Raw genomic sequence first — 22,822 nt, forward strand, 5'->3', positions numbered from 1 at the left:
ATGACCGACACGCTCGCCGACGACACGGTGACCAACGACGTCCCCGAATACCCGATGGAGCGCGAACCGCAGTGCCCCTTCGCGCCGCCGCGGCAGATGCTCGACATGGGCCACACCGCACCGCTGTCCCGGGTCCGCATCTGGGACGGCAGCACGCCGTGGCTGATCACGGGGCACGAGGTCGCGCGCACCCTGTTCTCGGACCCCAGGGTCAGCGTCGACGACCGCAGGACGGGTTTCCCGCACTGGAACGAACACATGCTCTCGACGGTGAACAAGCGGCCGCGTTCGGTGTTCACGTCCGACGCCGAGGAGCACACCCGCTTCCGCCGGATGTTGAGCAAGCCCTTCACGTTCAAGCGCGTCGAGGGTCTGCGCCCGGCCATTCAGAAGATCACCGACGAGTGCATCGACGAGATCCTCGCCGGCCCGCAGCCGGCAGACGTCGTCGCAAAGGTCGCACTGCCCGTGCCGACAGTGGTGATCAGCGAAATGCTGGGCGTGCCCTATGAAGACCATGAGTTCTTCCAGCATCACGCCAACGTCGGACTGGCCCGGTACGCCTCCGCGGAGGAGGGGCAGAAGGGGGCCATGAGCCTCCACAAGTACCTCATCGACCTCGTCGAGAAGAAGATGGCGAATCCGTCGGAGGACGCGGTGTCCGACCTCGCCGAGCGGGTCAACGCCGGCGAGATCAGCGTCAAGGAGGCCGCCCAACTCGGCACCGGCCTCCTGATCGCCGGTCATGAGACCACCGCGAACATGATCGGCATCGGGGTCCTCGCGCTGCTGGAGAACCCGGAACAGGCGGCGCTGCTGCGTGATTCGGACGATCCCAAGTTCATCGCCAACGCAGCAGAAGAGTTGATGCGCTACCTGTCCATCATCCAGAACGGGCAGCGCAGGGTGGCGATCGAGGACATCGAGATCGGCGGCGAGACCATCCGCGCCGGCGAGGGGATCATCATCGATCTCGCGCCTGCGAACTGGGATGCCGCCGCCTACCCACGCCCCGACGAACTGGACCTCACCCGCGACGCCGGACAGCAACTCGGCTTCGGCTACGGCAGGCATCAGTGCGTGGGCCAGCAGCTCGCCCGGGCGGAGCTGCAGATCGTGTTCCACACGCTGCTGCGCCGCATCCCGACCATGCGCCTCGCCATTCCCTTCGACGAGGTGCCCTTCAAACACGACCGACTCGCCTACGGCGTCTACGAACTCCCGGTGACCTGGTAGCCCGCCAGACCCGAACCCGCACCACGTTCCCGAGCAACAGCCCCGATTGGAGTGCCGACGATGTCAACCCCAACTGCCACACCGCCGAATCCATCCCTCTACCCGCCTGAGGGCTGGGGAGCGCCGAAGAACCGGCACGGTCACGCCACCGGAAGCATCGCGGGTCTGCCCGCGAGCACCGAGATCTTCTCGGCCGACAACCACATCTCGGTCGCCGACGACATCTTCTACGAACGATTCCCCGACGACCTCAAGGGCGCGGCGCCGCGCATCTGGTACGAAGACGGCGCCTACATGGTCGGGATGAAGGGCAAGGCATGGACCGGCGGCGACTTCGGCCGCGTCCTGATGCAGTACGACGATCTGGCCGGTGCCTCGTCGAACGACATCGCCGCGCGCATCCGGGAACTCAAGGAAGACGGCATCGACAAGGAACTCGCGTTCCCGAACGCCGTGCTGGCGCTCTTCCACTATCCGGACAAGGCGCTGCGCGAACGCGTGTTTCGCATCTACAACGAGTACATGGCAGAGTTGCAGGAACGCAGCAACGGCCACTTCTACGGGGTCGGCCTGATCAACTGGTGGGACCCCAAGGGCACTCGCAGCACTCTCGCCGAACTCAAGTCGTTGGGGCTCAAGACGTTCCTGCTGCCGCTGAACCCGGGCAAGGACGACGACGGAAACATCTACGACTACGGCGGCGCTGCCATGGACGCGGTTTGGGACGAGATCGCCGACGCCGGTCTGCCGGTCACCCACCACATCGGCGAGACGCCGCCCAAGACGCCGTGCGAGAACAACAGCGTCGTCGTGGGCATGATGGTCAACGTCGACTCGTTCCGCGAGCAGTTCGCGAAGTACGTGTTCTCCGGCATCCTCGACCGGCACCCGACGCTCAAGATCGGATGGTTCGAAGGCGGCATCGCCTGGGTCCCCACCGCGCTGCAGGATGCCGAACACATGCTGGCCTCCTACCGGCACATGTTCAATCACGAACTGTCCCAAGGTGTCGACCACTACTGGCGCGAACACATGAGCGCCTCGTTCATGGTCGACCCGCTGGGCCTCGAACTCATCGACAAGATCGGCGTCGACAACGTGATGTGGTCCAGCGACTACCCGCACAACGAGAGCACGTTCGGCTACTCGGAGAAGTCGCTCGCGACCGTCGTCGAGGCCGTCGGCCCGGAAGCCGCGGTCAAGATCGTCGGAGGCAACGTCAAGACGTTCCTGGGCATCTCGTGACGGTGACCGCTCCCGCATCGGCCCCGGTCGCCACCCTGGCCGACATTCCCGACCTGCCCGATGCGGCCCGGATGTACCGCGAGTGCGGTGCCCGGCTGCGGGATGCGATGAAGGACAAGGGCGTCGACGCGCTGGTCCTGCTCGGCAACGGCAACGTCGTCTACGCGACGGGCACCAGCTGGCCCTTGCTCGACGCGGGGCTGTCGCACGTCGAGCGGCCGGTGGCGATCGTGCTCGCCGACGATCCGCATCCGCACCTGTTCATGCCGCTGCGCGAGGGGTCGGCGTCGGAGTCCGAAGTGCCCGAGTCCCACGTGCACCCGCCGCTGTACCTGGAGTTCGACGAAGGCGTCGAGCGGCTGGCCGCCGAACTGGGTCAACTGCTGCCCGCCGGAGCGACCGTCGCCGTCGACGAGCTGACCGGCGCCATGCGCCGCGCAGGCACGCGCCTGTTCCCATCCGGACCGCCGTCGGACGCGGCGCAGGTCGTGGGGCCCGCGAAGCTGGTCAAGACGCGTGACCAGATCGCCAGCATCCGCAAGGCGTGCCGCATTACCGAAGAGGCCGTCACCGACGTGCAGAGGTCGCTCGCCCCCGGCGTGCGGCAGGTGGACCTGTCGGCCCAGTTCGTCAGGCGCGCTTTCGAACTCGGCGCGACCGCCAACATGCTCGAGGCGATCTGGCAGGTGATGCCGAAGTCGAAGGCCGAGGGGCAGTGGACCACCACGGGCGATCTCGCCCTGCCACTGCTGACCACCGAGAAGGAACTCGAACGTGGTGACGTGCTGTGGACCGACGTCAGCATCACCTATCAGGGGTACTGCTCGGACTTCGGGCGGACCTGGGTCGTCGGCGACGAGGTATCCGACCGCCAGAACGCCCAGTTCGAGAAGTGGCGCGACATCCTGGGTGCGGTGCTCTCGGTGACCAAGGCGGGTGCGACGTGCGGTGACCTGGCACGGGCGGCCATCGCCGCCAACGGCGGCACCAAGCCGTGGCTGCCCCACTTCTACCTCGGCCACGGCATCGGCACCAACGCCGCCGAGATGCCCATGATCGGAACCGATCTCGGGCAGGAATTCGACGACAACTTCGTGTTCCCCGCGGGCATGGTGCTGGTGCTCGAGCCGGTGGTCTGGGAGGACGGCACCGGAGGCTATCGAAGCGAGGAGATCGTGGTCATCACCGAGGACGGCTACCAGTCGATCACCGACTACCCCTACGCGCCGTACGGGCGGTCGTAGCCGATGGCACTCGAGATACTCCCCGACGCCAAGTCGTTGCGCAGTGGCCGGCGAGAGCGGGCGCTGGCGCAGATGGAAGCCCACGACATCGACATCCTGGTGCTCGGAAGGCAGGCCAACGTCCGCTACGTGACGGGCGCCCCGCAGCTCTGGGTCGCGGGCACCCGGCCGTTCGGCCCCATCTGCGAGGTGATCCGCTCGACCGGCGAGATCCACCTGAACAGCACGTGGGACGAGGGCATCCCCGACGAGATCAGCCACGACCACCTCTACGGTCTGGCGTGGAACCCGATGACCCTCATCGACGTGCTCAAGGCACTGCCCGGCGCGGCCACCGTGCGCCGGGTCGGAACCGATTCGCTCACACCGACATTCGCCCAGCTGCTACCGATGGCGTTCCCGAACGCAGAACTCGTCGACGCCGAGCCGGCGCTGCGTGCGGCGCGCCGGATCAAGACCGGTGACGAGATCGCCATGCTGCGCGGTGCGTTGGGCGTGGCCGAGCGTGCCATGGAGGTCGGCCGCGCGGCGCTGTTGCCCGGCTGCACCGAGCAGTCGCTGACCGGCGTGATGATGGAGGCGATGGCCGCCGGGGGAGTGACGACGCCTGCGACGCAGGACGGCGCGTGGATCACGCCCAAGGACCACTCGTGGCGCCGCGGCGCGATCGACGGTCGCGTCCGGGACGGCGATCTCGTGGCGCTGACCGCAGGCGCCCTCGCCGATGGGTACGTGGGCGAGGTCGGCAGAACCTGGCCCGTCGGGGACGTCCCGGGTTCCGACGCGCTGTTCCGCCGTTCGGCCGAACTCTGCGAGCGGCTGTTCGCGGCATGCATGCCTGGCGCCGCGGGCAGCGACCTGCTCGCCGCGTACGAGGCCGCCGGCGAGGCGTTGCCAGCGACCCCCGTCGCCCACGGTCTCGGACTCGGTTTCGATCCGCCGGTGATCTCGGCCGATCTGCCGGTCACCAGCGGCGAGGAGCGGCTGGAACCGGGAATGGTCCTGGCCGTCACCGGATACGTGTGGGAGCCCGGTGTGGGAGCGGTGTTCAGCAGGGACGCCGTGCTCGTCGGCGAGACCGGCCCCGAAGTGCTGACGCCGAGCCCCACGTGGGCGCGGTCGGCAGTCCAGATCAGCTGAGAGAGAGCCAATGTCGGACGCAACGAAGCGACCATCCGCCGAGGAGATCATCCTCTACGAGAAGGATCCGAAGACCAAGATCGCCACGATCACGTTCAACCGGCCCGAGTTCCTGAACGCCCCGACGTCCGACGCCCGTCTGCGTTACGCGGACGTGGTGCGATCGGCCAGCGTCGACGACGACGTCAAGGTCGTCATCATCCGCGGCGTCGGCGACAACCTCGGCAGCGGTGCCGACCTGCCCGAGTTCATGGAGGGCGTCGACGAGCCGGAGAAGCGGCTGCGTGAACTCAAGGTCGACGACCCGAGCCTCGGTCCGGTCAACTATCCACCGAAGGGCACGTTCCGCAACGGGGCCACGATCAGCGGCTGGTACGCCAACGTGCAGGCGGGTAACCGACCGTTGCAGGAACTCAAGAAGATCAGCATCGTCGAGGCCAAGGGGTACTGCTACGGCTGGCACTTCTACCAGTGCGCGGACGCCGATCTGGTGATCTCCTCGGACGACGCGCTGTTCGGCCACCCGTCGTTCCGTTATTACGGCTGGGGTCCCCGCATGTGGACCTGGGTGCAGATGATGGGTCTGCGCAAGTTCCAGGAGATGGTGTTCACCGGCAGGCCCTTCACCGCCGAGGACATGGACAAGTGCAACTTCCTCAACAAGGTCGTCGCACGCGAGGATCTCGAGGCCGAGACCCAGAAGTACGCCCTGGCGTGCGCCAGGAACCGGCCGGTCGACACGGTCTTCATGCAGAAGATGTTCTTCGAGGTCTACAAGCAGCACCAGGGCGAGTACATGGGCAGCCTGCTGTCGGCGTTCTTCGAATCCATGGGCAGCGGGGTGGCCAACGATCGCGAAGACGATCTGGACATGGGCGAGGCGATCGACAGCGGACTCGCCGCGGCCGTCAACGACAACGACGCGAAGTTCCCGCCCGACTTCCGGTTGAGCAAGAAGAACCGGGCGAAGCTGGACTGACGGTGGTTGCCAACGGCTCTGCACCACTGGACGGATACGTCGTCGTCGACCTGTCGAGCGGCATCCCCGGCGCCTACTGCACCAAACTGCTCGCCGACGCGGCCGCCGACGTCGTCAAGGTCGAGGCGCCCGAAGGGGATCCGCTGCGGCGCTGGTCGGCGTCGGGTGCCACCATCCCCGCCGGCGAGGACGGTGCGCTGTTCCGCTTCCTGGCCGGTGCCAAGCGCAGCGTCACCGCCGACCCCGCGATCACCGACGACGTCGAGATGGTCGACCGCCTGCTCGCCTCGGCGGACGCGGTGGTGTGGTCGCGTGATTCGCGGTTGGCCCGACTCGATCCGCTGACGCCGGCAGCGATCCACCGCAGGCATCCGCATCTCGTCGTCACGTCCATCACCCCGTTCGGTCTCGACGGTCCGTGGAAGGACCGACCCGCCACCGAGTTCACCCTGCAGGCGTGGTCGGGCGGCGCGATCGGCATCGGCCGCGGATCGCAGGACCGCGCACCGATACACGTCGGCGGGCAGGCGGGCGACTGGGTGTCCGGTGCGTATGCCGCCGCGATGACGCTGGCGTTCCGCGCCCGCGGAATCGGCGACGGCCACGGTGAACTGATCGATCTGTCCATGCTGGAATGCCAGATCCTCTGTCTCACCTACTATCCGGTGACCTACTTCGAGATGCTGGGCAGGCCATGGCGCACCGAGCGGCGGCCGACCGTGCCCGGAGTCGCCGAAGCCGCCGACGGCCTCGTCGCCCTCGGCTGTGGCACCGCGCAGCAGTGGTTCGATCTCTGCGCGATGTCCGGCCACGACGAATGGATCGACGAGGAGTCGTCGCTGACGATCACTGAGCAGGCCAACCTGCACGCCGACGACCTCTACGCGTGGCTTCGCGATCAGAAGGTCGACGACGTGCGCGACCTGGCGTCGGCGTTCCGCATCCCCAATTCGCCTGTCGGCAATGGCGAGAACGTCACGTCGATGGACCACTTCGTCGCGCGCGGTGCCTTCGTTCCGAGTCCGGACGGCGACTTCGTGCAGCCCGCGCCGCCGTACCGGCTCGGCGGGGTCACGTTGCGCGCGCCCGCATCCGCTCCGCGTCTGGGGGAGCACACCGACGAGTTGCGTTCGGCCAGGCCGCCGGCGCGACCGGCGCCGACCGGCGCTCGCGTCGCATCCGGGCTGCCGTTCGAAGGCCTTCGGGTGCTGGACATGACGACGTTCTGGGCAGGCCCGTCGTGTACGCACGCGCTGGCCATGCTGGGGGCCGAACTCATTCACCTGGAGTCGACGCCGCGACCCGACGGGACCCGGCTCATCGCAGGCATACCCGCCACCGAGGCTCAGTGGTGGGAGCGTTCGCCGATCTTCTCGGCGCTCAACACGAACAAGCTGGGTCTGACGCTCGACTTCCAGAGCGAGCAGGGGCGCGAGTTACTGCGCCGTCTCGTCCCCACGTGCGACGTGATCGTCGAGAACTTCACGCCACGGGTCATCGATCAGATCGGGCTGGACTTCGCATCGGTACGCGAGTTGCGCAGCGACATCGTCATGCTGCGGATGCCGGGCTTCGGACTCGACGGCCCGTGGCGGGACAACCCCGCGTTCGCGTACATCATCGAGGACGCATCAGGATTGAGTTGGCTCACCGGCTATCCCGACCGCAACCCGTACGAGCCGTACTCGATCGGAGATCCCAACGCGGGGGTGCACGCCGTCACCGCGCTGCAGCTGGCTCTCGAACATCGGCGCCGTACCGGCGAAGGCGTCCTCGTTGAGGCAGCGATGGTCGATGCGGCGCTCAACGTCGCCGCCGAGCAGGTGATCGAGCACTCGGCCTACGGAGTGCTGCTGCAACGGGCGGGCAATCGAGGTCCGACCGCCGCGCCGCAGAACGTCTACCAGGTGGCGGGTGTCGACGAATTCGGCCGCGAGGACTGCTGGGTGGCGGTCGCCGTCGCCACCGACGAGCAATGGGTGGGGCTGCGCAATGCCATCGGCAGGCCCGAGTGGGCGATGGATCCAGAACTGGACAGAATGGCGGGTCGGCGGCGTCGACACGACGCGATCGACGACGGCATCGGTGCCTGGTGCCGTGCCCGTACGGGTGATCAGGTGGTCGAGACGCTCGCCGACGCCGGCGTCCCGGTGGCCAAGGTGATGCAGCCGCACCGGCAGCTGGAGATCGAACAACTGCGGCACCGCGGCTTCTTCGAGGAACTCGGCCATCCGGTCAACCCCTCCGCGCCGCACAGCACGCTGCCGATCAACCTGGTTTCGGGGCCGGGCGCATTCCATCGGGCCCCGGCCCCGCTGCTGGGGGAGCACAACCATGAGATCCTGCGGTCCATCGGCGTGAGCGACGAGGAGATCGCCGAGCTGGAGGCCGACGGCGTCATCGGCACGGCGCCCGCCGTCGGCGGGCGCAGGTCGAAGCGCTGACCGGTGTAGTGCGCCGTTGTTTTGCAGCAAATTTTGCAATTACCAAGACGGTTGATTGACCGGGGCGCACGCCACTCGTGGTGAAACGCATTTGCATGGAATACATTCCCGAAATTGGGGATTTCATGTCAAACGCATATCATCCGAGTCGACTAAACGAAAGACGGGGCTGCGGAGCCGACCCATTCGGTCGGCTCCGCAGCCCCAATTCGCGGACGAACGGATCGGTCATCGTTCGTGCGGTACCCGTTAGTCGCCGAGGATGAGCGCAGGCGATGCGAACTCGCCGTAGCTGCGCGGCTCGGACACCGGCGGCGGTGTGGCGTGAATGTGCACGTGGCCGTCACGCTGGGTGATCGTCGCCCCTGTTGGCGCGGTATCGACGCCGACGCTGGCGGCAGACGCAGCAGGTGCGGTGACGATGGCCGCCGCGGCCGCTCCGGTGATGACGAGTGTGGCGATGTGGCTGAACTTCATGATTCTCCCTGGGTGAGGTGGTGTGTCGTTTGTCGACGTCGCCGCTGCAGGAATTCCCGGCTCGAGAATTGCAATGCGTCGGCTACGAGTTCCAATTTAATGCGCCCAGGGTCGCGTGCCAGTTGTTCATATGGAACGCAAATATCGTGCGAGTGTTTGCATCGGCGGCAAACGCGATGCGCTCAGGTCGGCAGGATGCCGTCGACCCCGTGCGTCGCCCAGAGATTGAGGACGTTGGCCATCATCTGCAACCGGCACCGCACGCTCTCGACGTCGCGGATCCCTCGGTCGAACCGCGTCGAGTGGGCATCGAGGTCGCGCACCGTCGAGCCGACGTAGGAGGGGACGTCGAGGAGCCACGTCATGCCCATCACCGACGCGTAGAGCAGCACGTGCCGCACCAGCACGTCGACGTCGACTTTTGCGCCGCCGTGGCGATGGAACTCGTGGACGAACCCGGTCAGCAGCTCGCGCAGGTGGTCGTCCCACAGGTCGGTCTCCGCACTGCACATCGCGCCCCAGATCGCCATGGCCACGTTCATGCGTCCGACGCAGCCCCAATCCATGAGGCCGCACTGCAGGCCGTCGTGGTCGTCGCGCCAGAACCAGGCGTTGTCCACGTTGGCATTCCAGTGACATAGCGCGGTCAGATCTGATCGGCCACCCAGCAGTGCCCATGCGTCCGATTCGCGACGCAGTAGTTCCGGCAGGGTGTCGCGGAGGCCGGTGAGGAACGGTGCGGAGCGGACGGACTCGGGCAGCAGGCCGGGGTACGCCGCCGCGAAGTCCGCCAGGCGGTCGACGCGGCGTAGGAGTTTCGAGCGGTCCAGATGCGGCCGCGGACCGACGGTCGGAACGCTGGCGCCGACGTCGCACTCGATCGCACCGCGGCGGTCGGCGCCGGCCAATCGCGCGACGGACGCCAACAGGGCGCGATAGTGGCCGACCTGGTCGGGCATGTCGTAGTCCATGCACTTGGCGTACTGCGGTTCGATGCCGTCGCGGCCGAACGGAATGCACTCCGTGAGCAGGATTCCCGTGCCAGAGTCACGGTGGTAGTCGGCGAACAGGACGGTCGGCACGGTGACCGGGAAGCCGTCGCGTCGGGTGGCGGCGGCGAAGGCCACCTCCGATTCCATTTGCGTGCGTCCTTCATCGCGTTCGGGGTCGTCGAGGTCGCGGGAGAACTTGGCGAACAGGTCGCGGTGCGGACCCGGCTGGCGATAGGTCACCGACAGGGCCAGCTTGCGTCCCGTACTGCCGCCCGCGAATTCGTTGCAGGCCGTGACGGCGGTGACCTCGTTGTCATGACCCAGTGAGCCGAACCGATGGAACGCGTCGGTGAGGAAGCGAGTTCCACCGTCGCGCAACGCATCGGGGTCGGCGGGTATGGGTGTCTCGGTCGCATCCCCGATGACCCACACCCGCGCCAGCGTACGCGCGTAAGCGAACGCCGTATCGGGTTCGCAGCGACTGGTGACGGTGTCGCCAAAACGACGGGGCGGCCGCGGCAACGGTGGTTCGATGGCTTGGGCGGAGGCGGCGAATCGAGGTGGGCACGTGAAGCGGCTCAACGGCATGGATGCCTATCTGCTGTACACCGAGACACCCAGCCTGCACTCGCACACGCTGAAGGTGGCGGTGGTCGACGCGACCGGGATCGCGGGCCAGTTCGACTTCGAGGCGTTCCGAACGCACTTCCGCCGCAGGCTGCACCTACTCGAACCGTTCCGATACCGTCTGGTCGAGATCCCCTTGCGCCTGCACCATCCGATGTGGATGGAGGACTGCGACGTCGACCTCGACTACCACCTGCGCCGGGTACGGGTGCCTGCGCCGGGCGGCCGCAGAGAACTCGACGAGGTCATCTCGCGGGTGGCCTCGACACCGTTGGACCGGTCCCGGCCGATGTGGGAGTTCTACTTCGCCGAGGGGCTGGCCGGCGAGCGCTACGCATTGATCGGCAAGGTGCACCATGCCCTCGCCGACGGTGTGGCGTCGGTGAATCTCCTTGCCCGCGCGATGGACATCGTGGGCGGGCCGACGCCCGAGCGCGACGACGAACCGACGTGCGAGCCGCCGCGCCCCACCCGCCTGCTGGCCGACGCCGGACGCGACCACGTGCGCCAGATCGGCGAGCTGCCCGGCTTGGTCAGGGACGCTGTCACCGGATTCGCCAGGGTCCGCCGTCGTGCGCGGCAGCGCGTGGACATCCCAGACCTCGCCGACGACTTCAGCGCGCCTGCGACGTTCCTGAACCATCAGGTATCACCCGAACGGCGGTTCGGCAGCGCCGCGCTCGCTCTGTCGGAGGTCAAGCAGGTGGCGAAGGCGCTGGGCGTCAGCGTCAACGACGTCGTACTCTCGACCGCGGCAGGAGCGTTGCGTCGGTTGTTGATTCGCTACGACGGTCACGCCGACGAACCGATCATCGCCTCGGTGCCCACGGCGACGAACAGGTCGCCGAACCGGGTCACCGGAAACGAGATCAGCGGTCTGTCGATCTCGCTACCCGTGCACGTCGCCGATCCGGTCGAACGGGTCCGGCTGGTGGCGACGGCGACCGGACGGGCCAAGGAGGATCACGAGCTGATCGGTCCCGAACTGTACTGCCGCCTGATGACCTATCTCCCCACTGCCGTCGCGCCGGGAGCGTTCCGCTGGCTGTCCGAGCGCGACGGCCGGAACAGGCTGATGAACGTGGCCGTGTCGAACGTGCCGGGCCCTCGGGAGCGAGGGCACTTCGCGGGCGCGCCGGTGGTCGAGTTGTACTCCACCGGCGTGCTGTCCCTCGGTGCGCCGGTGAACATCACGGTGTGGAGCTACGTCGATCAGCTGGGCGTGGCCGTGCTGACCGACGACCAGACCTTCGCCGACGTCCACGAGGCGACCGGAGCGTTCACCGACGCATTCTTCGAGATCCGCTCTGCTGCAGGGATCACGAGTGATCCGACCGTTGTCGAGAGTGCGCTGCCCGAGGTGGCGGTGGACGGGTGATCAACCGCCGGCGCGGGCGCGTAGTTCGGCTCGCAGGATCTTGCCGGTCGCGTTGCGGGGCAGTTCGTCGAGCGCGATGACCTCACGCGGGACCTTGTAGTTCGCGAGGGTGTCCCGGACGTGGCGGCGCAGGGTGTCGGCATCGGCCGACGCGCCCGACCGTGGCACGACGAACGCGACCAGCCGTTGCCCGTACTCGTCGTCGGCGACGCCGACGACGCTGGCCTCCGCGACGTCCGGGTGGCCGGCGAGTACCTTCTCGACCTCCATCGGATAGACGTTCTCGCCGCCGGAGACGATCATCTCGTCGTCGCGGCCGACGACGAACAGGCGACCGTCGGGGTCGACGTATCCCATGTCACCGGACGCCATGAAGCCGTCGTGGTAGGTCTTTCCATCGGCGGCCGACCCTTCGGTGTAGCCGTCGAACAACGTGGCACTGCGGACGAAGATCTGCCCGACCGCACCGTCGCGCACGGGCCCGAACGCCTCGTCGAGGATGCGGACCTCGGTACCGTCGGCAGGTCGCCCCGCGGTGTCGGGTGCTGCGCGCAGGTCCGCGGGGGTCGCGGTCGCGATCATGCCGGCCTCGGTGGCGTTGTAGTTGTTGTAGACCACGTCGCCGAACTCGTCCATGAAGCGCGTAACGACGTCGGGCCGCATGCGCGAGCCGGATGCCGTGACGAAGCGCAGTGTGCGCCCGTGGTACTCGCGCCGCACGTCGTCCGGTAGGTCCATGATCCGGTCGAGCATGACCGGAACCACCACGAGACCGGAGGCGCCGTGGCGGTCGACGAGGTCGAGTGTGGCAGCGGGATCGAATCGCCTGCGAGTCACGATCGTGGTGGCCATGAACGCGGCGAAGACGAGCTGTGAGTAGCCCCAGGCGTGGAACATGGGGGCGGCGATGACCGTGACTTCTCCGGAGCGCCAGGGGATCCGGTCGAGGATGCCCTTCAGTTCGGTAGCGCCGCCGCCCGACGTCGGCCGTGCGCCCTTGGGCGTGCCGGTGGTGCCCGAGGTCAGCAGCACGATCTTGGCACGGCCCGTCGTTCGCTCCGGTCGGCTCCCGACGTTCGTGCGGATCAGCCCCTCGACGGTGAGCCGGGGGAGCGGCTGCTCGGTGTCGGTCCAGCCGAGGATGCGCGTGGCACCGGGTGCGTCGGCCAGGGCCTGATCCACGGTTGGGCCGAACTCTTCGTCGTAGACGATGACGTCGACGCCCTCGCGACCCACGACCTCGGCGAGCGCGGGTCCGGCGAACGAGGTGTTGAGCAACAGGACGTGGGCGCCGATCCTGTCGGCGGCCATCAGCGCGGACACGAACCCGCGATGGTTGCGGCACATGATGCCGACCGTCGTGGGCGGCGAGGGCAGGCGCTGCAGGCCGGCGGCCAGCGAGCGGGCGCGATCGTCGAGCTGCCGCCACGTCAGGGAGCCCAGCTCGTCCACCAGCCCACTGGCATCGGGACACCGCCGAGCCGCGATGGCGAAGCCGAGGGTCACCGAGCCGCCGTCGCGCACCGCCGCGGCCATCCTCACGTACCTGTCCGGGCGCAGGGGGGCCAGCACGCCTGCCCGCACCAATGTGGCCAGCGTGCCCACGATCTCGCCGGCGCTGGCCGCGACCGAACTCAGCATCGCCGTCACCCCAGGATCGGGAAGCGCCGCTTGCGCGCGAGTTCGTCGAGTGCGGACTGCATGACCGATCGGACGTACACGTCGACCTCGTCGACGTCGGGGTCGGGACCGAAGCGCTCGAGCACGTCGATCGGCTCGAGCACCTGGGTGACGATCTTGGTGGGCAGCGGCAGGTTCGGCGGTACCAGCATGCTGAAGCCGAACGGGAACCCGAAGGTGACGGGCAGGATCTCCAGTCGCGCCTTGGTCAGGCCGAGGAGCTTGGCCACCCGGTTGCCGCGGGTGAGGAACAGCTGGCCCTCCTGCGCACCGATGGTCACCGACGGCACGATGGGCACCCCGGCGTTGATCGCAGTCCGCACGTAACCGGTGCGGCCTGCGAAGTCGATCACCGCGTCCTCGCGCGTCGGGCGGTAGGAGTCGTAGTCGCCACCGGGGAACACGAGCACCACGGCGCCGGAAGCCAGTGCGGCTGCGGCGTTCTCGCGGCTGGCCTCGATGACCCCGACCTTCGGCATCACGTCGCCGAGCGGTCCCATCACGACCCCGTAGTGGGCGAGCGTGTGCAGCGGGCGGTCGTGGTAGCCGAACCGGCGATAGAACGCGGAGCCGAACAGCAGCACGTCCGGTGTCAGCATTCCGCCGGAGTGGTTGGACACGACCAGTACGCCCCCCGTCGGGGGGAACACGTCGAGGCCGTGCAGTTCGGCGCGGAAGTAGCGACGCAGCACGGGGCCGACCTTCTCGACCACCGTCCTGGTGAACGAGGGGCTGTAGCCGGCGATGCCCGATGCCTCGACGACCTCGGGATCGGGTTCGGAGTCGTCCATCGCCCCGACTCTGTCAGCCCGCGCCGCTCGGCACCGCTACTTCAGACAGCTTCCGCCGTCGACCGGCAGGGCAACCCCGGTGATGTAGCGGGCTTCGTCGGACGCGAGGAACAGCACCGCGTTCGCGACGTCCTCGGGCTCGACCCAGCCGATCGGCAACGTGTGCATCATCTGGCCGACGACCTTCATGTCGTCGGGACCCGGGTTCTCCAGGTCGGGCCGGAAGAGCTTCATCGTGCCCTCGTTCATGAAAAGCGGGGTGTTGACGTTGGTGGGGCACACGGAGTTGACCCTGACGTTTTGCGCGCCGAGTTCGACGGCGAACGTCCGCATCAATCCGATGACGCCGTGCTTGGCGGCGACGTAGTGACCGGTGTGCGGGTAGGCCTTCAGTCCGCCGACCGAACTCGTCAGGATGATCGAGCCGCCGTTACCACCCGCAAGGATGTGGGGGACACCGGCCTTGACCGTCTTCCAGACGCCGGACAGGTTCACGGCGATCATGTCGTTCCAGTCGGGTTCCCCGGTCTTGTCGAGGGTCTGCCCTCCGTTGCCGATGCCCGCGTTGGCCACGATGACGTCGAGTCGACCGAACTCCTCGACGCCCGCGTCGACCGCGGCCTTGAGTGCGTCGAAGTCGCGGGTGTCGACCTCGGCGGTGAAGATGCGGCGGTCGAGGTTCTTGACCAGATCCGCGGTCTCGGCGAGATCCTCCGGATTGGACAGCGGGATCTGCACGCTGTCGATCTGCTTGCAGATGTCGATGGCGATGATGTCGGCGCCCTCCTGCGCCATGCGGACCGCGTGTGCGCGACCCTGGCCGCGCGCCGCACCGGTGATGAAAGCGACCTTGCCCTCTAACCGCCCTGCCATGTCGGACCCCTGCTCTGTCGTCGGCACCAACCATTTGCTGTGCACTTGCTCAGCACTCTGTCATCGGTAATCGATTGTGTCAACGGGCAGCGCGGGTGCGTGGCGTTTGTACTGACTGCTTAGAAGTCATGTGGGCCATGGGAAGTCGTGCGACTCCGGAGGTCCGCGTCCGGTGGTCGCGGCAGCCCGGTCGGAAGTGTTCGGGGACGGTCGAAAGCCGCGGCACCGATCGCGGTCGGATGGCCGGCGGAATCCGCCAGCGACATGGCGGGCCATGCCGTTATGCCGTTGTGAGAACGGTGTTCTCTGCTAGCTGGCGGCGAACCCGTGGGAGACGAAGTCCCACACCTCGTCCGCCGAGACGGGCTTGTTGGACCCCTCCTCGGAGCCGCTCGACTGCGCAACGAACATGACGGTCTGCATGGTGATGGCCGCCATGCGCTTGGGGCTCAGACCGGCGCGCAGGGCACCCGCCTCCGCGGCATCCTCCATCAATTCGGTCAGCAGGACGACGAGCGGCGCGTGTGCCACCTTCACCTCGGACGGATGCGACACCAGCAGGCGCGGCGCGAAGTCGGTGAACAGCGGGCGCTTGGCCGCGGGATCGGGCCGCGACGACTCGAACAGCAGTTGGACGGCTACCTTCAGGCGTTCGAGGGGGTCGGTATGCCCGGCGGTGGCGGCGCGGATCTGGTCGGCCGACCGGCTCAGCGCGTCCTCGAACAGTGCGAGGAGGAGTTCGTGTTTGCCGTCGAACTGCAAGTAGAAGCTGCGCAGCGACTGGCGTGAGCGGTCGACGACCTCTTGCACGGTGAAGTCCGTGCTGCCCTTCTCGATGATGATGGCCTGAGCGGCGTCCAGGAAGCGCTGCACGCGCTGAGCGGCGCGCAGTTTTGCGGTCTTGATGGAGCGTTCGACCGCCCGCTGCTTCCAGGCCGGCTCTTCGCTGGGGCTTGTCACCAGCGACTCGTCGGCAGGCCGAGTGGAAAGAGCATGGATGGACTGTACCGGAGAATGCTCGACCATCGTGGTCCAAGACCCCCTCGCAGCCATCGTGTCTGAGATTGTAACTTCCCCATGGCGAGAATACTATTCTCAATAGCTTATTTACAGAAGCCCTTCGCAATCGGGGCGCATTCCATCCCGGCCGCTCCGCCGCTGCTCGCAGCGGGTGCGGTCGCATTCTCACCGGGAGAGCCGTGCAGCTGTCGTTCGACGCCGAACTCGAGGCCTTCCGAGCCGAATTCGTGGCCTTCCTCGACGAGCACCGCCCCACTCATCTGGAGGCCGCGCAACGGCCGCGGTCCTCGTCGGATCTGCCGGACTGGGCGCGCCGCTGGCAGCGGCTGCTCTTCGACAACGGTTGGCTCGTGCCGGGTCACTCGCCGGAGTTCGGCGGACGCAATGCGTCGATCCTCCAGCAGTACGTCCATCAGATGGAACTGTCACGGCGGCGCATGGTCCCGACCTTCAACGCCCAGGGCGTCGGCATCATCGCCGCCTCCATCATCACGTTCGGGACCGCCGAGCAGCAGCAGCGGTGGGCCGTACCCATCCTGCGCGCCGAGATCACCGCCGCGCTCGGCATGAGCGAGCCAGGCGCAGGCTCGGACCTCGCATCGCTGCGGACCCGGGCGGTGCACGCGACGGACTCCGACGGCGACCACTTCGTGGTCAACGGTCAGAAGGTGTGGACGTCAGGGGCGCACGACTCCGACGTCCTCCTGACCTTCGTGCGCACCGACCCGGATGCGCCGAAGCACAGGGGGATCAGCGTGTTGCTGATTCCGACCGACCTGCCGGGGGTCGCCTGCCGGCCGTTCGCGTCGGCGGCCAGCCGCGACGACATGGACTTCAACGAGGTGTTCTTCAACGACGTGCGGGTACCGGCGGAGAACCTCGTCGGCCAGTTGAATCAGGGATGGTCGGTCGCCAGCGGATCCTTGGGCCACGAGCGGAACATGCTGTGGCTCAGCTACGCCGACCGGCTCGCCGACCTGATCGAGGACTGGCGGCCGCACACCGAGGTGGAGCGCGACCGGTTCGCCACGCTGGTGATGGACAACCACGCGCTGCGCCTGCTCGGGTCCGCGGCGATCGCGCGTGCTGCCCGCGGCGAGGAGGACGTCGCCGCACTGTCGGTGCTCAAGCTGTTCGGCGCAGAGGCAGGGCAGACGGCGGCCGAGCACGCGCTGCACGCCCACGGCGCCGATGGTCTGATCCACCCCGCCATGTCCACCACCTACGAGTCGCTCAACCACGACGGGTACGCCGGCAGTTGGCCCGACCGCTACACGAGGTCGTTCGCGGGCACGATCGCAGGCGGCACGTCGGAGATCCAGCGCAACATCATCGCCCAGCGGGTGCTCGGACTGCCAAGGGGCTGAGCCCCGCCCAACCTACAGCTGCGCCAGGCGCGGTACCGAACCGCGGGCGCGCAGCCCGGCTCCGGCCTTCTTCGTGAGTTCCCGTGAGCTGCCCAGCAATCCGTCGAGCACCAGCGCGCGCTCGACGTGGACGTGCAGGCCGTGCTCGGCGGTGAATCCGATGCCTGCGAGCACCTGCTGGCAGTTCTTGGCGGCCAGCAGGGCGGCCTTGCCCGCGGCCGCCTTGGCCAGCAGCGCGGTCAGATCCGGATTGTCGACACCGGGCAGGCTCAGCGTCGCCTCGGCGCCTTCGATCGCGACGAGCGTCTCGGCGAGCCGGTGCCGGACCGCCTGGAACTGCGCGATCGGCTTGCCGAACTGGACGCGGTCGACGGCGTGCTGGCGCGCGAGGGTGAGCATCGCCCGCGACGTCCCGACCAGCCACCAGCCCAGCGCGCGACGGGCGTCACCGAGCCGCAGCAGCCCGCCTTCCTCGACCCGGCGCAGGGGCAGGCCCCCGAGCGCCGTGCTCGAATCGCCGCTGCGGTCGCGTTCCCAGACCACCCAGCTGCCACCCGCATAGGGCAGCTCGGGCGTGGCGCCCACTTCGCGGTCGGCGGTCTGCTGGACGACGTCGTTGAGAACCGATGCGTGCGAGCCGGTTTCGCCGAGGAGCCGGAACACCAGCGGGACGGCAGTCTCCGGCATGTCCGACAGCATGTCCGACCAGCCCATGTCGGCCAGCGCCGCGTCGAGTTCGGGACCCGACGCCGTGAGCATGGTCTTGCGGAGGCCGTCCTCGAGTAACTCCCACGTCCCGGAGTCGGATTGGCTGTCCACGGTCACTCCTTCCCGAGATCCAAGAGGCGGCGGGCGATGATGTTGCGCTGCACTTCCGCGGTGCCGCCGTAGATCGTCGCGGCGCGCGAGTACAGGTACTCGGTGCGCCAGGCGGTGTCGTCCAGTTCGATCGACCCCGCAAGCAGATCGCGGGCGGTGTCGTAGAGCTTCTGCTCGGCGGCAGCCAGCAGCACCTTGTCGATGGAGGTGTCCGGGCCCAGCTTCTGGCCGTCGTCCAGCCGGTGCTGGGTCGCACGGGACCGGCAGCGCAGCGTGTGCAGCGCCAAATACGCCTCGCCCATGTCCGAGTCGACGGCCTGGCCGATGCCCTTGACCTCGTCGACGAGCGCGTCGAATCGCGAGTAGAGGTAGGCGATGCGCTGCCAGAAGCAGGTGGAGCGTTCATACGGCAGCAGGTCCATCGCCAGCCGCCACCCGTCGCCGGGCTTGCCCAGCATCCGGCTCTCGTCGACCACGACGTCGTCGAAGTAGACCTCGCAGAACTCGTCGACGCCGTGCATGGTGCGCAGCGGGCGCACCGTGATGCCGGGGGTGTCGAGATCGACGAAGAACGCGGTGATCGCCTCGTGGCTCGGTGTGTCCGCACCGCCGGTGCGGGTGAGCAGGATGCACCGGTGGGAGTACTGGGCGAAACTCGTCCACACCTTCTGGCCGTTGACGATCCACGTGCCGTCGCGCTGTTCGGCGCGCGTGCTCAGCGAGGCCAGATCGCTTCCCGAGCCGGGCTCCGAGAAGCCCTGACACCACTGCTCCTCGCCGCTCAGCAGCTTGGGCACCATCTCGGCGGCGAGTGCGGGGGAGGCGTAGTCGATCATCGTCGGTGCCAGCACCTCGAGCATCGAGTACGGCCCGGGCTCGGCGAGTCGGCGACCCACCACCTCTTCGCCGACGATCGCCCGCAGGATGTCCGGACCGCCGAGGCCGCCGGCGTGCTCGGGCCAGCCCTGGCGGCTCCACCCGGCGTCGTACAGCGCGCGCTGCACCCTGGCGAATTGGCGCATGTGGCCCTGCAGGGAGTCGTCGGGGGGTGGTGTCAGGTCATTCTCGTCGAGCCAGGCGACCAGCTCCGACCGGAACTCGATGGTGTCGGTGGTCTCGGTGGGGATTGCCGTTCCGGCGGAGGTGCTCATCCGGCTTCCGGCCTGCCGATCGCGTGCGGGCGACCCGAGTCGTGGTCGCCGTTGCGTCGGATGAACGTCATCGCACGGGTCTTCAGTCGCCAGCCGTCCGGGGTGCGGACGTAGGTGTCCCGGTAGTAGCCGATCCGCATGTCGTGCTTCGAGTGCTCGATGAAGCACAGGGGCTGCGTGCCGCTCGCCCTGTCCGGGTCGTTCTCGTCGAGGTCGACGAGCGACGTGCCGGTCATGAACAGCCCGCTGGGTGCTGCCTCGACGAGTTCGGGGAAGCGGGCCAGCGTGTAGGTGGAGCCGAATGCGCTGTAGGTGCCGTCGGGGGTGAAGACCTCGACCAGCCCTTCGACGTCGCCCTGGGTGATGGTGACGGCGTACTTGGCCAGCAGCTGTTGGATCTCGACCAGATCCGAGGTTCGCGACGCGCTAGTTGGCACTGTCATGTCGGTAGACCTTACCGCCCTTCATTACGAAGTTGACCCGCTGTGTAACGGTGATGTCGGTCAGGGGATCGCCGGGCACCGCGATGACGTCCGCGAGGTAACCCTGCTCGATCCGGCCGAGGTCGGTGCGGTTGATCAGTTCCGCGGCGACGACGGTGGCTGCCCGCAGCACCGCGGCCGGCGGCAAGCCCCAGTCGACGAGGGTGACGAGTTCGTCGGCGTTGCGCCCGTGCGGGATGGCGGGCGCGTCCGTGCCGACGGCGATCTTGACCCCTGCCTCGTAGGCCGCCTTGATCGACGTCTTGGCCTTGGGAAACATCTCGGCGGCCTTGTCCTGCAACTCCTTCGGTGCCTTGGACACGTCCATGGCCTCGGCGAGGCGACGGGTGGTCACCAGGAACCGGTCGTTGTCGACCAGGGCCTGGATCGCCTCGTCGTCCATGAGGAAGCCGTGCTCGATGCAGTCGATGCCGCACGCGACGGCGTGCTTGACGGCTTCGGCGCCGTGGGTGTGGGCAGCCACCCGCAACCCGCGACGATGCGCCTCGTCGACGATCGCGCGCAGTTCCTCGTCCGAATAGTGTTGCGCGCCAGCCTCACCGGTCAGTGACATGACGCCACCGGACACGCACACCTTGATCAGCTGGGCGCCGTGCTTGATCTGGTAGCGCACCGCCTTGCGTATCTCGTCGACGCCGTTGGCGATGCCCTCCTCGACCGTCAGCTCGAGCGCACCGGGCATGAACGCGGCGAACATCGTCGGATCGAGGTGCCCCCCGGTCGGCGTGATCGCATGACCCGCCGGGATGACGCGCGGGCCTTCGATCCAGCCGGCGTCGATGGCCTTGCCGAGTGCCACGTCGAGCAGGTAGCCACCGGTCTTGACGAACAGCCCGAGGTTGCGCACGGTGGTGAACCCCGCACGCAGCGTGCGGCGGGCGTTGCCGACCGCGCGCAGCGTGCGGGTGGGCGGGTCGTCCTGGACCTGTGACAGGCCCGGGTTCTCGCCGCGCCCGCCCATCAGGAGGTTGACCTCCATGTCCATCAGCCCGGGCAGCAGGATCGCGTCGCCCAGATCTATGACCTCCGACCCTTCGGGCACGTCGCCGCCGACGCCCACGATCACGTCGCCGTCGACGTGTATCAGGGCCGGCCGCACGACCTCCCCGGCGACGACGTCGACGTAACCAGCTGCCTTGAGCGTGAGTGCTGTTGGCACGCTTAGACCACCGGCTCCTTGATGAGCTTGATGTAGGCCGCGCCGCTGTCGAGCACGCGGGGCTGCTTCCACACCTCGATGGGGAAGCTCACCATCACGATCGACTGCCCGAGGTGGACGAGTGCCTTGGCGTCCTCGGGCATACCCGCCAGGGGAAACCGCTCGTCGACGTAGACCATGATGTCCTCGAGTCGCGCCAACCCCGCGTCGTACAGCTCCTGCATCTCGTCCATCGACGAGGCGAGACGCTTGGCGTAGCGCTCCTCCTCAGTGGGCAGGCACCAGTCGGAGAACCGCTCCAGATCGGCGAATTCTTCGGGCAGCTTAGACATTTGCCGACTCCTTCTCTGCGGACTTCTCGCCTGACGTGACGGCCCCTGTTTCGGCGGACGAACTCCCGTTGGACGCGGTTCCGTTGGCGCTCAGGGAAGCCTTGTACCGGTCAACGTACTGGTGCGCGGTCATGTGCAGGTGGCGAAGCAGGATCTCTTGGTCGCACAGCGGGAAGTCGGTGACGACCCGGGTGCCGATCTGGGTCTGGGTAGCCTCGAGGGTGTTGGCGTCCTGGAACGCGTACTCCTTGAACGTCACCGCGGCGAGTTCCTGCGACAGGCGCTCGCGCAGGTTCTTCGGCGGCACGAAGTACAGGTCGGCCTCGAAGATGTGCTTGTCGACGGCGACGGGCCAGTAGTTGTACGTCAGGTACCAGCCCGGCGCCCAGAACAGCAGGGTGAAGTTGGGGAAGAACTCGAATGAGTCGGTGCCCCAGGTCTTGTGGCGTCCGGGGTTGATCGCCGGCGGCAGCTCTTCGGGGAGGATGCCCTTGATGTCGGGGCGGTCCCACGGTCCGAACAGCCCGCTGTGCAGGATGCGTTCGATGGGCTTGACCATGTTGAGGTCCTTCGGCGGGCTCATTCCGCCCCACGACGACACCATCGAGTGATCGCCCTTGATGTCGTAGGCCAGGGCCTCGAAGCCGAACTGGGCGAGCTTCTCGGCCTCCTCCTTCTCCGCCTGCTTCATGTGCAGGATCGGCGCGTGGTAGAACTCGGTGAACGCGTCGATGAAGAGCTTCCAGTTGGCGTTGATCTCCGAGCGGTAGCTGTAGTGCTCGGTCATCTCGTGGAAGGGGTAACCCTCCAGGCCCTTGGCGAAGTCGCCCAGGTACTCCGACAGCGGGGCTGCGTCGTCGTCGAAGTTGATGAAGATGAAGCCTTCCCAGATCTCGCAGCGCACCGAGACCAGGCCGTAGTCGCCCTTGTCGAGGTCGAAGAACTCGCCCTCCTGTTGCACGAAGGTCAGGTCGCCGTTGAGGCCGTACCGCCATGCGTGGTACTTGCAGGTGAACTGGCGGCAGACGCCGGACACCTCCTCGCCGGGGTAGTCGCTCCACACCAGCTTGTTGCCGCGGTGGCGGCACAGGTTGTAGAAGCTGCGGACGACGTCTTCTTTGTCCTTGACGATGATCACCGACGTGCCCGGACCCGCTGCGGGCATCTCGCGGGTGAAGTAACTGCCCTTCTTGGGCAGTTGCTCCACGCGTCCGACCTTGAGCCAGGTCTTACGGAAGATCGCCTGCTGCTCGAGCTTGAAGTGCTCGGGGTCGATCGAGTCCTCGTAGTTGACCGGGGCCGTGCCCAATTCGGGCCAGTGCTCGGTCCAACTACCCTCATCGGGCTTGGCAAAGAAGGGCATGT

Annotated in this window: 20 protein-coding genes; 8 read left to right on the forward strand and 12 right to left on the reverse strand. The window is 67.5% G+C overall.

Annotated elements, in window-relative coordinates; genetic code table 11:
• From LOK44_RS27625 to LOK44_RS27650, 6 genes are read left to right on the forward strand one after another with little or no spacing between them, the layout of a single operon-like run.
• The gene (locus LOK44_RS27625) at nucleotides 1-1,236 is read left to right on the forward strand and encodes a cytochrome P450 (RefSeq protein ID WP_237573277.1); all 1,236 of its coding nucleotides are present in this window, start codon (nucleotides 1-3) and stop codon (nucleotides 1,234-1,236) included.
• A gap of 60 nt (nucleotides 1,237-1,296) precedes the next feature.
• Nucleotides 1,297-2,481, forward strand: coding sequence for an amidohydrolase family protein (locus tag LOK44_RS27630; protein ID WP_237573278.1), 1,185 nt, complete (start codon nucleotides 1,297-1,299; stop codon nucleotides 2,479-2,481).
• Between the two features lie 2 nt (nucleotides 2,482-2,483).
• Nucleotides 2,484-3,725 carry a M24 family metallopeptidase gene (locus tag LOK44_RS27635; RefSeq protein ID WP_237573279.1) on the forward strand — a complete coding sequence of 414 codons (1,242 nt, stop codon included), beginning with the start codon at nucleotides 2,484-2,486 and terminating at the stop codon, nucleotides 3,723-3,725.
• A gap of 3 nt (nucleotides 3,726-3,728) precedes the next feature.
• Nucleotides 3,729-4,865, forward strand: a complete 1,137-nt coding sequence (locus LOK44_RS27640) for a M24 family metallopeptidase (protein WP_237573280.1) — start codon at nucleotides 3,729-3,731, stop codon at nucleotides 4,863-4,865.
• 10 nt (nucleotides 4,866-4,875) lie between these two features.
• Nucleotides 4,876-5,844, forward strand: coding sequence for an enoyl-CoA hydratase/isomerase family protein (locus LOK44_RS27645; protein ID WP_237573281.1), 969 nt, complete (start codon nucleotides 4,876-4,878; stop codon nucleotides 5,842-5,844).
• A gap of 2 nt (nucleotides 5,845-5,846) precedes the next feature.
• Nucleotides 5,847-8,288 (forward strand): CaiB/BaiF CoA transferase family protein, encoded by a 2,442-nt coding sequence (locus tag LOK44_RS27650; protein ID WP_237573282.1) that lies wholly within the window; start codon nucleotides 5,847-5,849, stop codon nucleotides 8,286-8,288.
• Nucleotides 8,289-8,537: 249 nt separating this feature from the next.
• Here LOK44_RS27650 and LOK44_RS27655 read toward each other — a convergent pair whose 3' ends face one another.
• Nucleotides 8,538-8,765, reverse strand: coding sequence for a hypothetical protein (locus LOK44_RS27655; RefSeq protein ID WP_237573283.1), 228 nt, complete (start codon nucleotides 8,763-8,765; stop codon nucleotides 8,538-8,540).
• Nucleotides 8,766-8,947: 182 nt separating this feature from the next.
• Nucleotides 8,948-10,198: a hypothetical protein gene (locus LOK44_RS27660; protein ID WP_237573353.1), complete on the reverse strand. Its 1,251-nt coding sequence runs from the start codon at nucleotides 10,196-10,198 to the stop codon at nucleotides 8,948-8,950.
• Between the two features lie 127 nt (nucleotides 10,199-10,325).
• Between LOK44_RS27660 and LOK44_RS27665 the strand changes: the two genes are divergently transcribed.
• A complete protein-coding gene (locus tag LOK44_RS27665) occupies nucleotides 10,326-11,762 on the forward strand; it encodes a WS/DGAT/MGAT family O-acyltransferase (protein WP_237573284.1) in 1,437 nt (478 codons plus the stop codon).
• On the opposite strand, the gene fadD12 is transcribed toward LOK44_RS27665, so the two are convergent.
• The 4 genes from fadD12 to LOK44_RS27685 all read right to left on the reverse strand — a co-directional run bounded on the left by fadD12 (nucleotide 11,763) and on the right by LOK44_RS27685 (nucleotide 16,132).
• Nucleotides 11,763-13,403: an acyl-CoA ligase FadD12 gene (gene fadD12 / locus LOK44_RS27670; RefSeq protein ID WP_237573285.1), complete on the reverse strand. Its 1,641-nt coding sequence runs from the start codon at nucleotides 13,401-13,403 to the stop codon at nucleotides 11,763-11,765.
• 5 nt (nucleotides 13,404-13,408) lie between these two features.
• Nucleotides 13,409-14,233 (reverse strand): 1-acyl-sn-glycerol-3-phosphate acyltransferase, encoded by an 825-nt coding sequence (locus tag LOK44_RS27675; RefSeq protein ID WP_237573286.1) that lies wholly within the window; start codon nucleotides 14,231-14,233, stop codon nucleotides 13,409-13,411.
• A gap of 36 nt (nucleotides 14,234-14,269) precedes the next feature.
• Nucleotides 14,270-15,106: a mycofactocin-coupled SDR family oxidoreductase gene (locus tag LOK44_RS27680; RefSeq protein WP_237573287.1), complete on the reverse strand. Its 837-nt coding sequence runs from the start codon at nucleotides 15,104-15,106 to the stop codon at nucleotides 14,270-14,272.
• 309 nt (nucleotides 15,107-15,415) lie between these two features.
• Nucleotides 15,416-16,132: a TetR/AcrR family transcriptional regulator gene (locus tag LOK44_RS27685; protein WP_237573288.1), complete on the reverse strand. Its 717-nt coding sequence runs from the start codon at nucleotides 16,130-16,132 to the stop codon at nucleotides 15,416-15,418.
• 173 nt (nucleotides 16,133-16,305) lie between these two features.
• Here LOK44_RS27685 and LOK44_RS27690 point away from each other — a divergent pair, with 173 nt between their 5' ends.
• Entirely contained in the window at nucleotides 16,306-17,493 is a 1,188-nt protein-coding gene (locus tag LOK44_RS27690; protein WP_237573289.1) for an acyl-CoA dehydrogenase family protein, read from the forward strand.
• A gap of 12 nt (nucleotides 17,494-17,505) precedes the next feature.
• Here LOK44_RS27690 and LOK44_RS27695 read toward each other — a convergent pair whose 3' ends face one another.
• The 6 genes from LOK44_RS27695 to LOK44_RS27720 form a co-directional block, all read right to left on the reverse strand.
• Nucleotides 17,506-18,252 carry an acyl-CoA dehydrogenase family protein gene (locus tag LOK44_RS27695; protein ID WP_237573354.1) on the reverse strand — a complete coding sequence of 249 codons (747 nt, stop codon included), beginning with the start codon at nucleotides 18,250-18,252 and terminating at the stop codon, nucleotides 17,506-17,508.
• 62 nt (nucleotides 18,253-18,314) lie between these two features.
• Nucleotides 18,315-19,463, reverse strand: coding sequence for an acyl-CoA dehydrogenase family protein (locus LOK44_RS27700; RefSeq protein ID WP_237573290.1), 1,149 nt, complete (start codon nucleotides 19,461-19,463; stop codon nucleotides 18,315-18,317).
• Nucleotides 19,460-19,906 (reverse strand): nuclear transport factor 2 family protein, encoded by a 447-nt coding sequence (locus tag LOK44_RS27705; protein WP_237573291.1) that lies wholly within the window; start codon nucleotides 19,904-19,906, stop codon nucleotides 19,460-19,462. The genes LOK44_RS27700 and LOK44_RS27705 overlap by 4 nt, the downstream gene beginning before the upstream one ends.
• Entirely contained in the window at nucleotides 19,890-21,125 is a 1,236-nt protein-coding gene (locus tag LOK44_RS27710) for a metal-dependent hydrolase family protein (RefSeq protein WP_237573292.1), read from the reverse strand. The genes LOK44_RS27705 and LOK44_RS27710 overlap by 17 nt, the downstream gene beginning before the upstream one ends.
• 2 nt (nucleotides 21,126-21,127) lie before the next feature.
• Nucleotides 21,128-21,457: a hypothetical protein gene (locus LOK44_RS27715; RefSeq protein ID WP_163924195.1), complete on the reverse strand. Its 330-nt coding sequence runs from the start codon at nucleotides 21,455-21,457 to the stop codon at nucleotides 21,128-21,130.
• A complete protein-coding gene (locus LOK44_RS27720) occupies nucleotides 21,450-22,820 on the reverse strand; it encodes an aromatic ring-hydroxylating oxygenase subunit alpha (RefSeq protein ID WP_237573293.1) in 1,371 nt (456 codons plus the stop codon). Before LOK44_RS27720 ends, LOK44_RS27715 begins: the two co-directional genes overlap by 8 nt.
• Nucleotides 22,821-22,822 lie beyond the last annotated feature (2 nt).

The sequence above is a fragment of the Mycolicibacterium lacusdiani genome (genome assembly GCF_021916785.1).
In the GTDB taxonomy this organism is placed as follows: domain Bacteria; phylum Actinomycetota; class Actinomycetes; order Mycobacteriales; family Mycobacteriaceae; genus Mycobacterium; species Mycobacterium lacusdiani.

Coding starts and splice junctions, on each gene's coding strand:
- LOK44_RS27705 (WP_237573291.1), bottom strand. CDS start 19,906: ATGACAGTGCCAACTAGCGCGTCGCGAACCTCGGATCTGGTCGAGATC.
- LOK44_RS27685 (WP_237573288.1), bottom strand. CDS start 16,132: ATGGTCGAGCATTCTCCGGTACAGTCCATCCATGCTCTTTCCACTCGG.
- LOK44_RS27680 (WP_237573287.1), bottom strand. CDS start 15,106: ATGGCAGGGCGGTTAGAGGGCAAGGTCGCTTTCATCACCGGTGCGGCG.
- LOK44_RS27700 (WP_237573290.1), bottom strand. CDS start 19,463: ATGAGCACCTCCGCCGGAACGGCAATCCCCACCGAGACCACCGACACC.
- fadD12 (WP_237573285.1), bottom strand. CDS start 13,403: ATGCTGAGTTCGGTCGCGGCCAGCGCCGGCGAGATCGTGGGCACGCTG.
- LOK44_RS27630 (WP_237573278.1), top strand. CDS start 1,297: ATGTCAACCCCAACTGCCACACCGCCGAATCCATCCCTCTACCCGCCT.
- LOK44_RS27640 (WP_237573280.1), top strand. CDS start 3,729: ATGGCACTCGAGATACTCCCCGACGCCAAGTCGTTGCGCAGTGGCCGG.
- LOK44_RS27625 (WP_237573277.1), top strand. CDS start 1: ATGACCGACACGCTCGCCGACGACACGGTGACCAACGACGTCCCCGAA.
- LOK44_RS27695 (WP_237573354.1), bottom strand. CDS start 18,252: ATGCTCACGGCGTCGGGTCCCGAACTCGACGCGGCGCTGGCCGACATG.
- LOK44_RS27645 (WP_237573281.1), top strand. CDS start 4,876: ATGTCGGACGCAACGAAGCGACCATCCGCCGAGGAGATCATCCTCTAC.
- LOK44_RS27715 (WP_163924195.1), bottom strand. CDS start 21,457: ATGTCTAAGCTGCCCGAAGAATTCGCCGATCTGGAGCGGTTCTCCGAC.
- LOK44_RS27720 (WP_237573293.1), bottom strand. CDS start 22,820: ATGCCCTTCTTTGCCAAGCCCGATGAGGGTAGTTGGACCGAGCACTGG.
- LOK44_RS27675 (WP_237573286.1), bottom strand. CDS start 14,233: ATGGACGACTCCGAACCCGATCCCGAGGTCGTCGAGGCATCGGGCATC.
- LOK44_RS27655 (WP_237573283.1), bottom strand. CDS start 8,765: ATGAAGTTCAGCCACATCGCCACACTCGTCATCACCGGAGCGGCCGCG.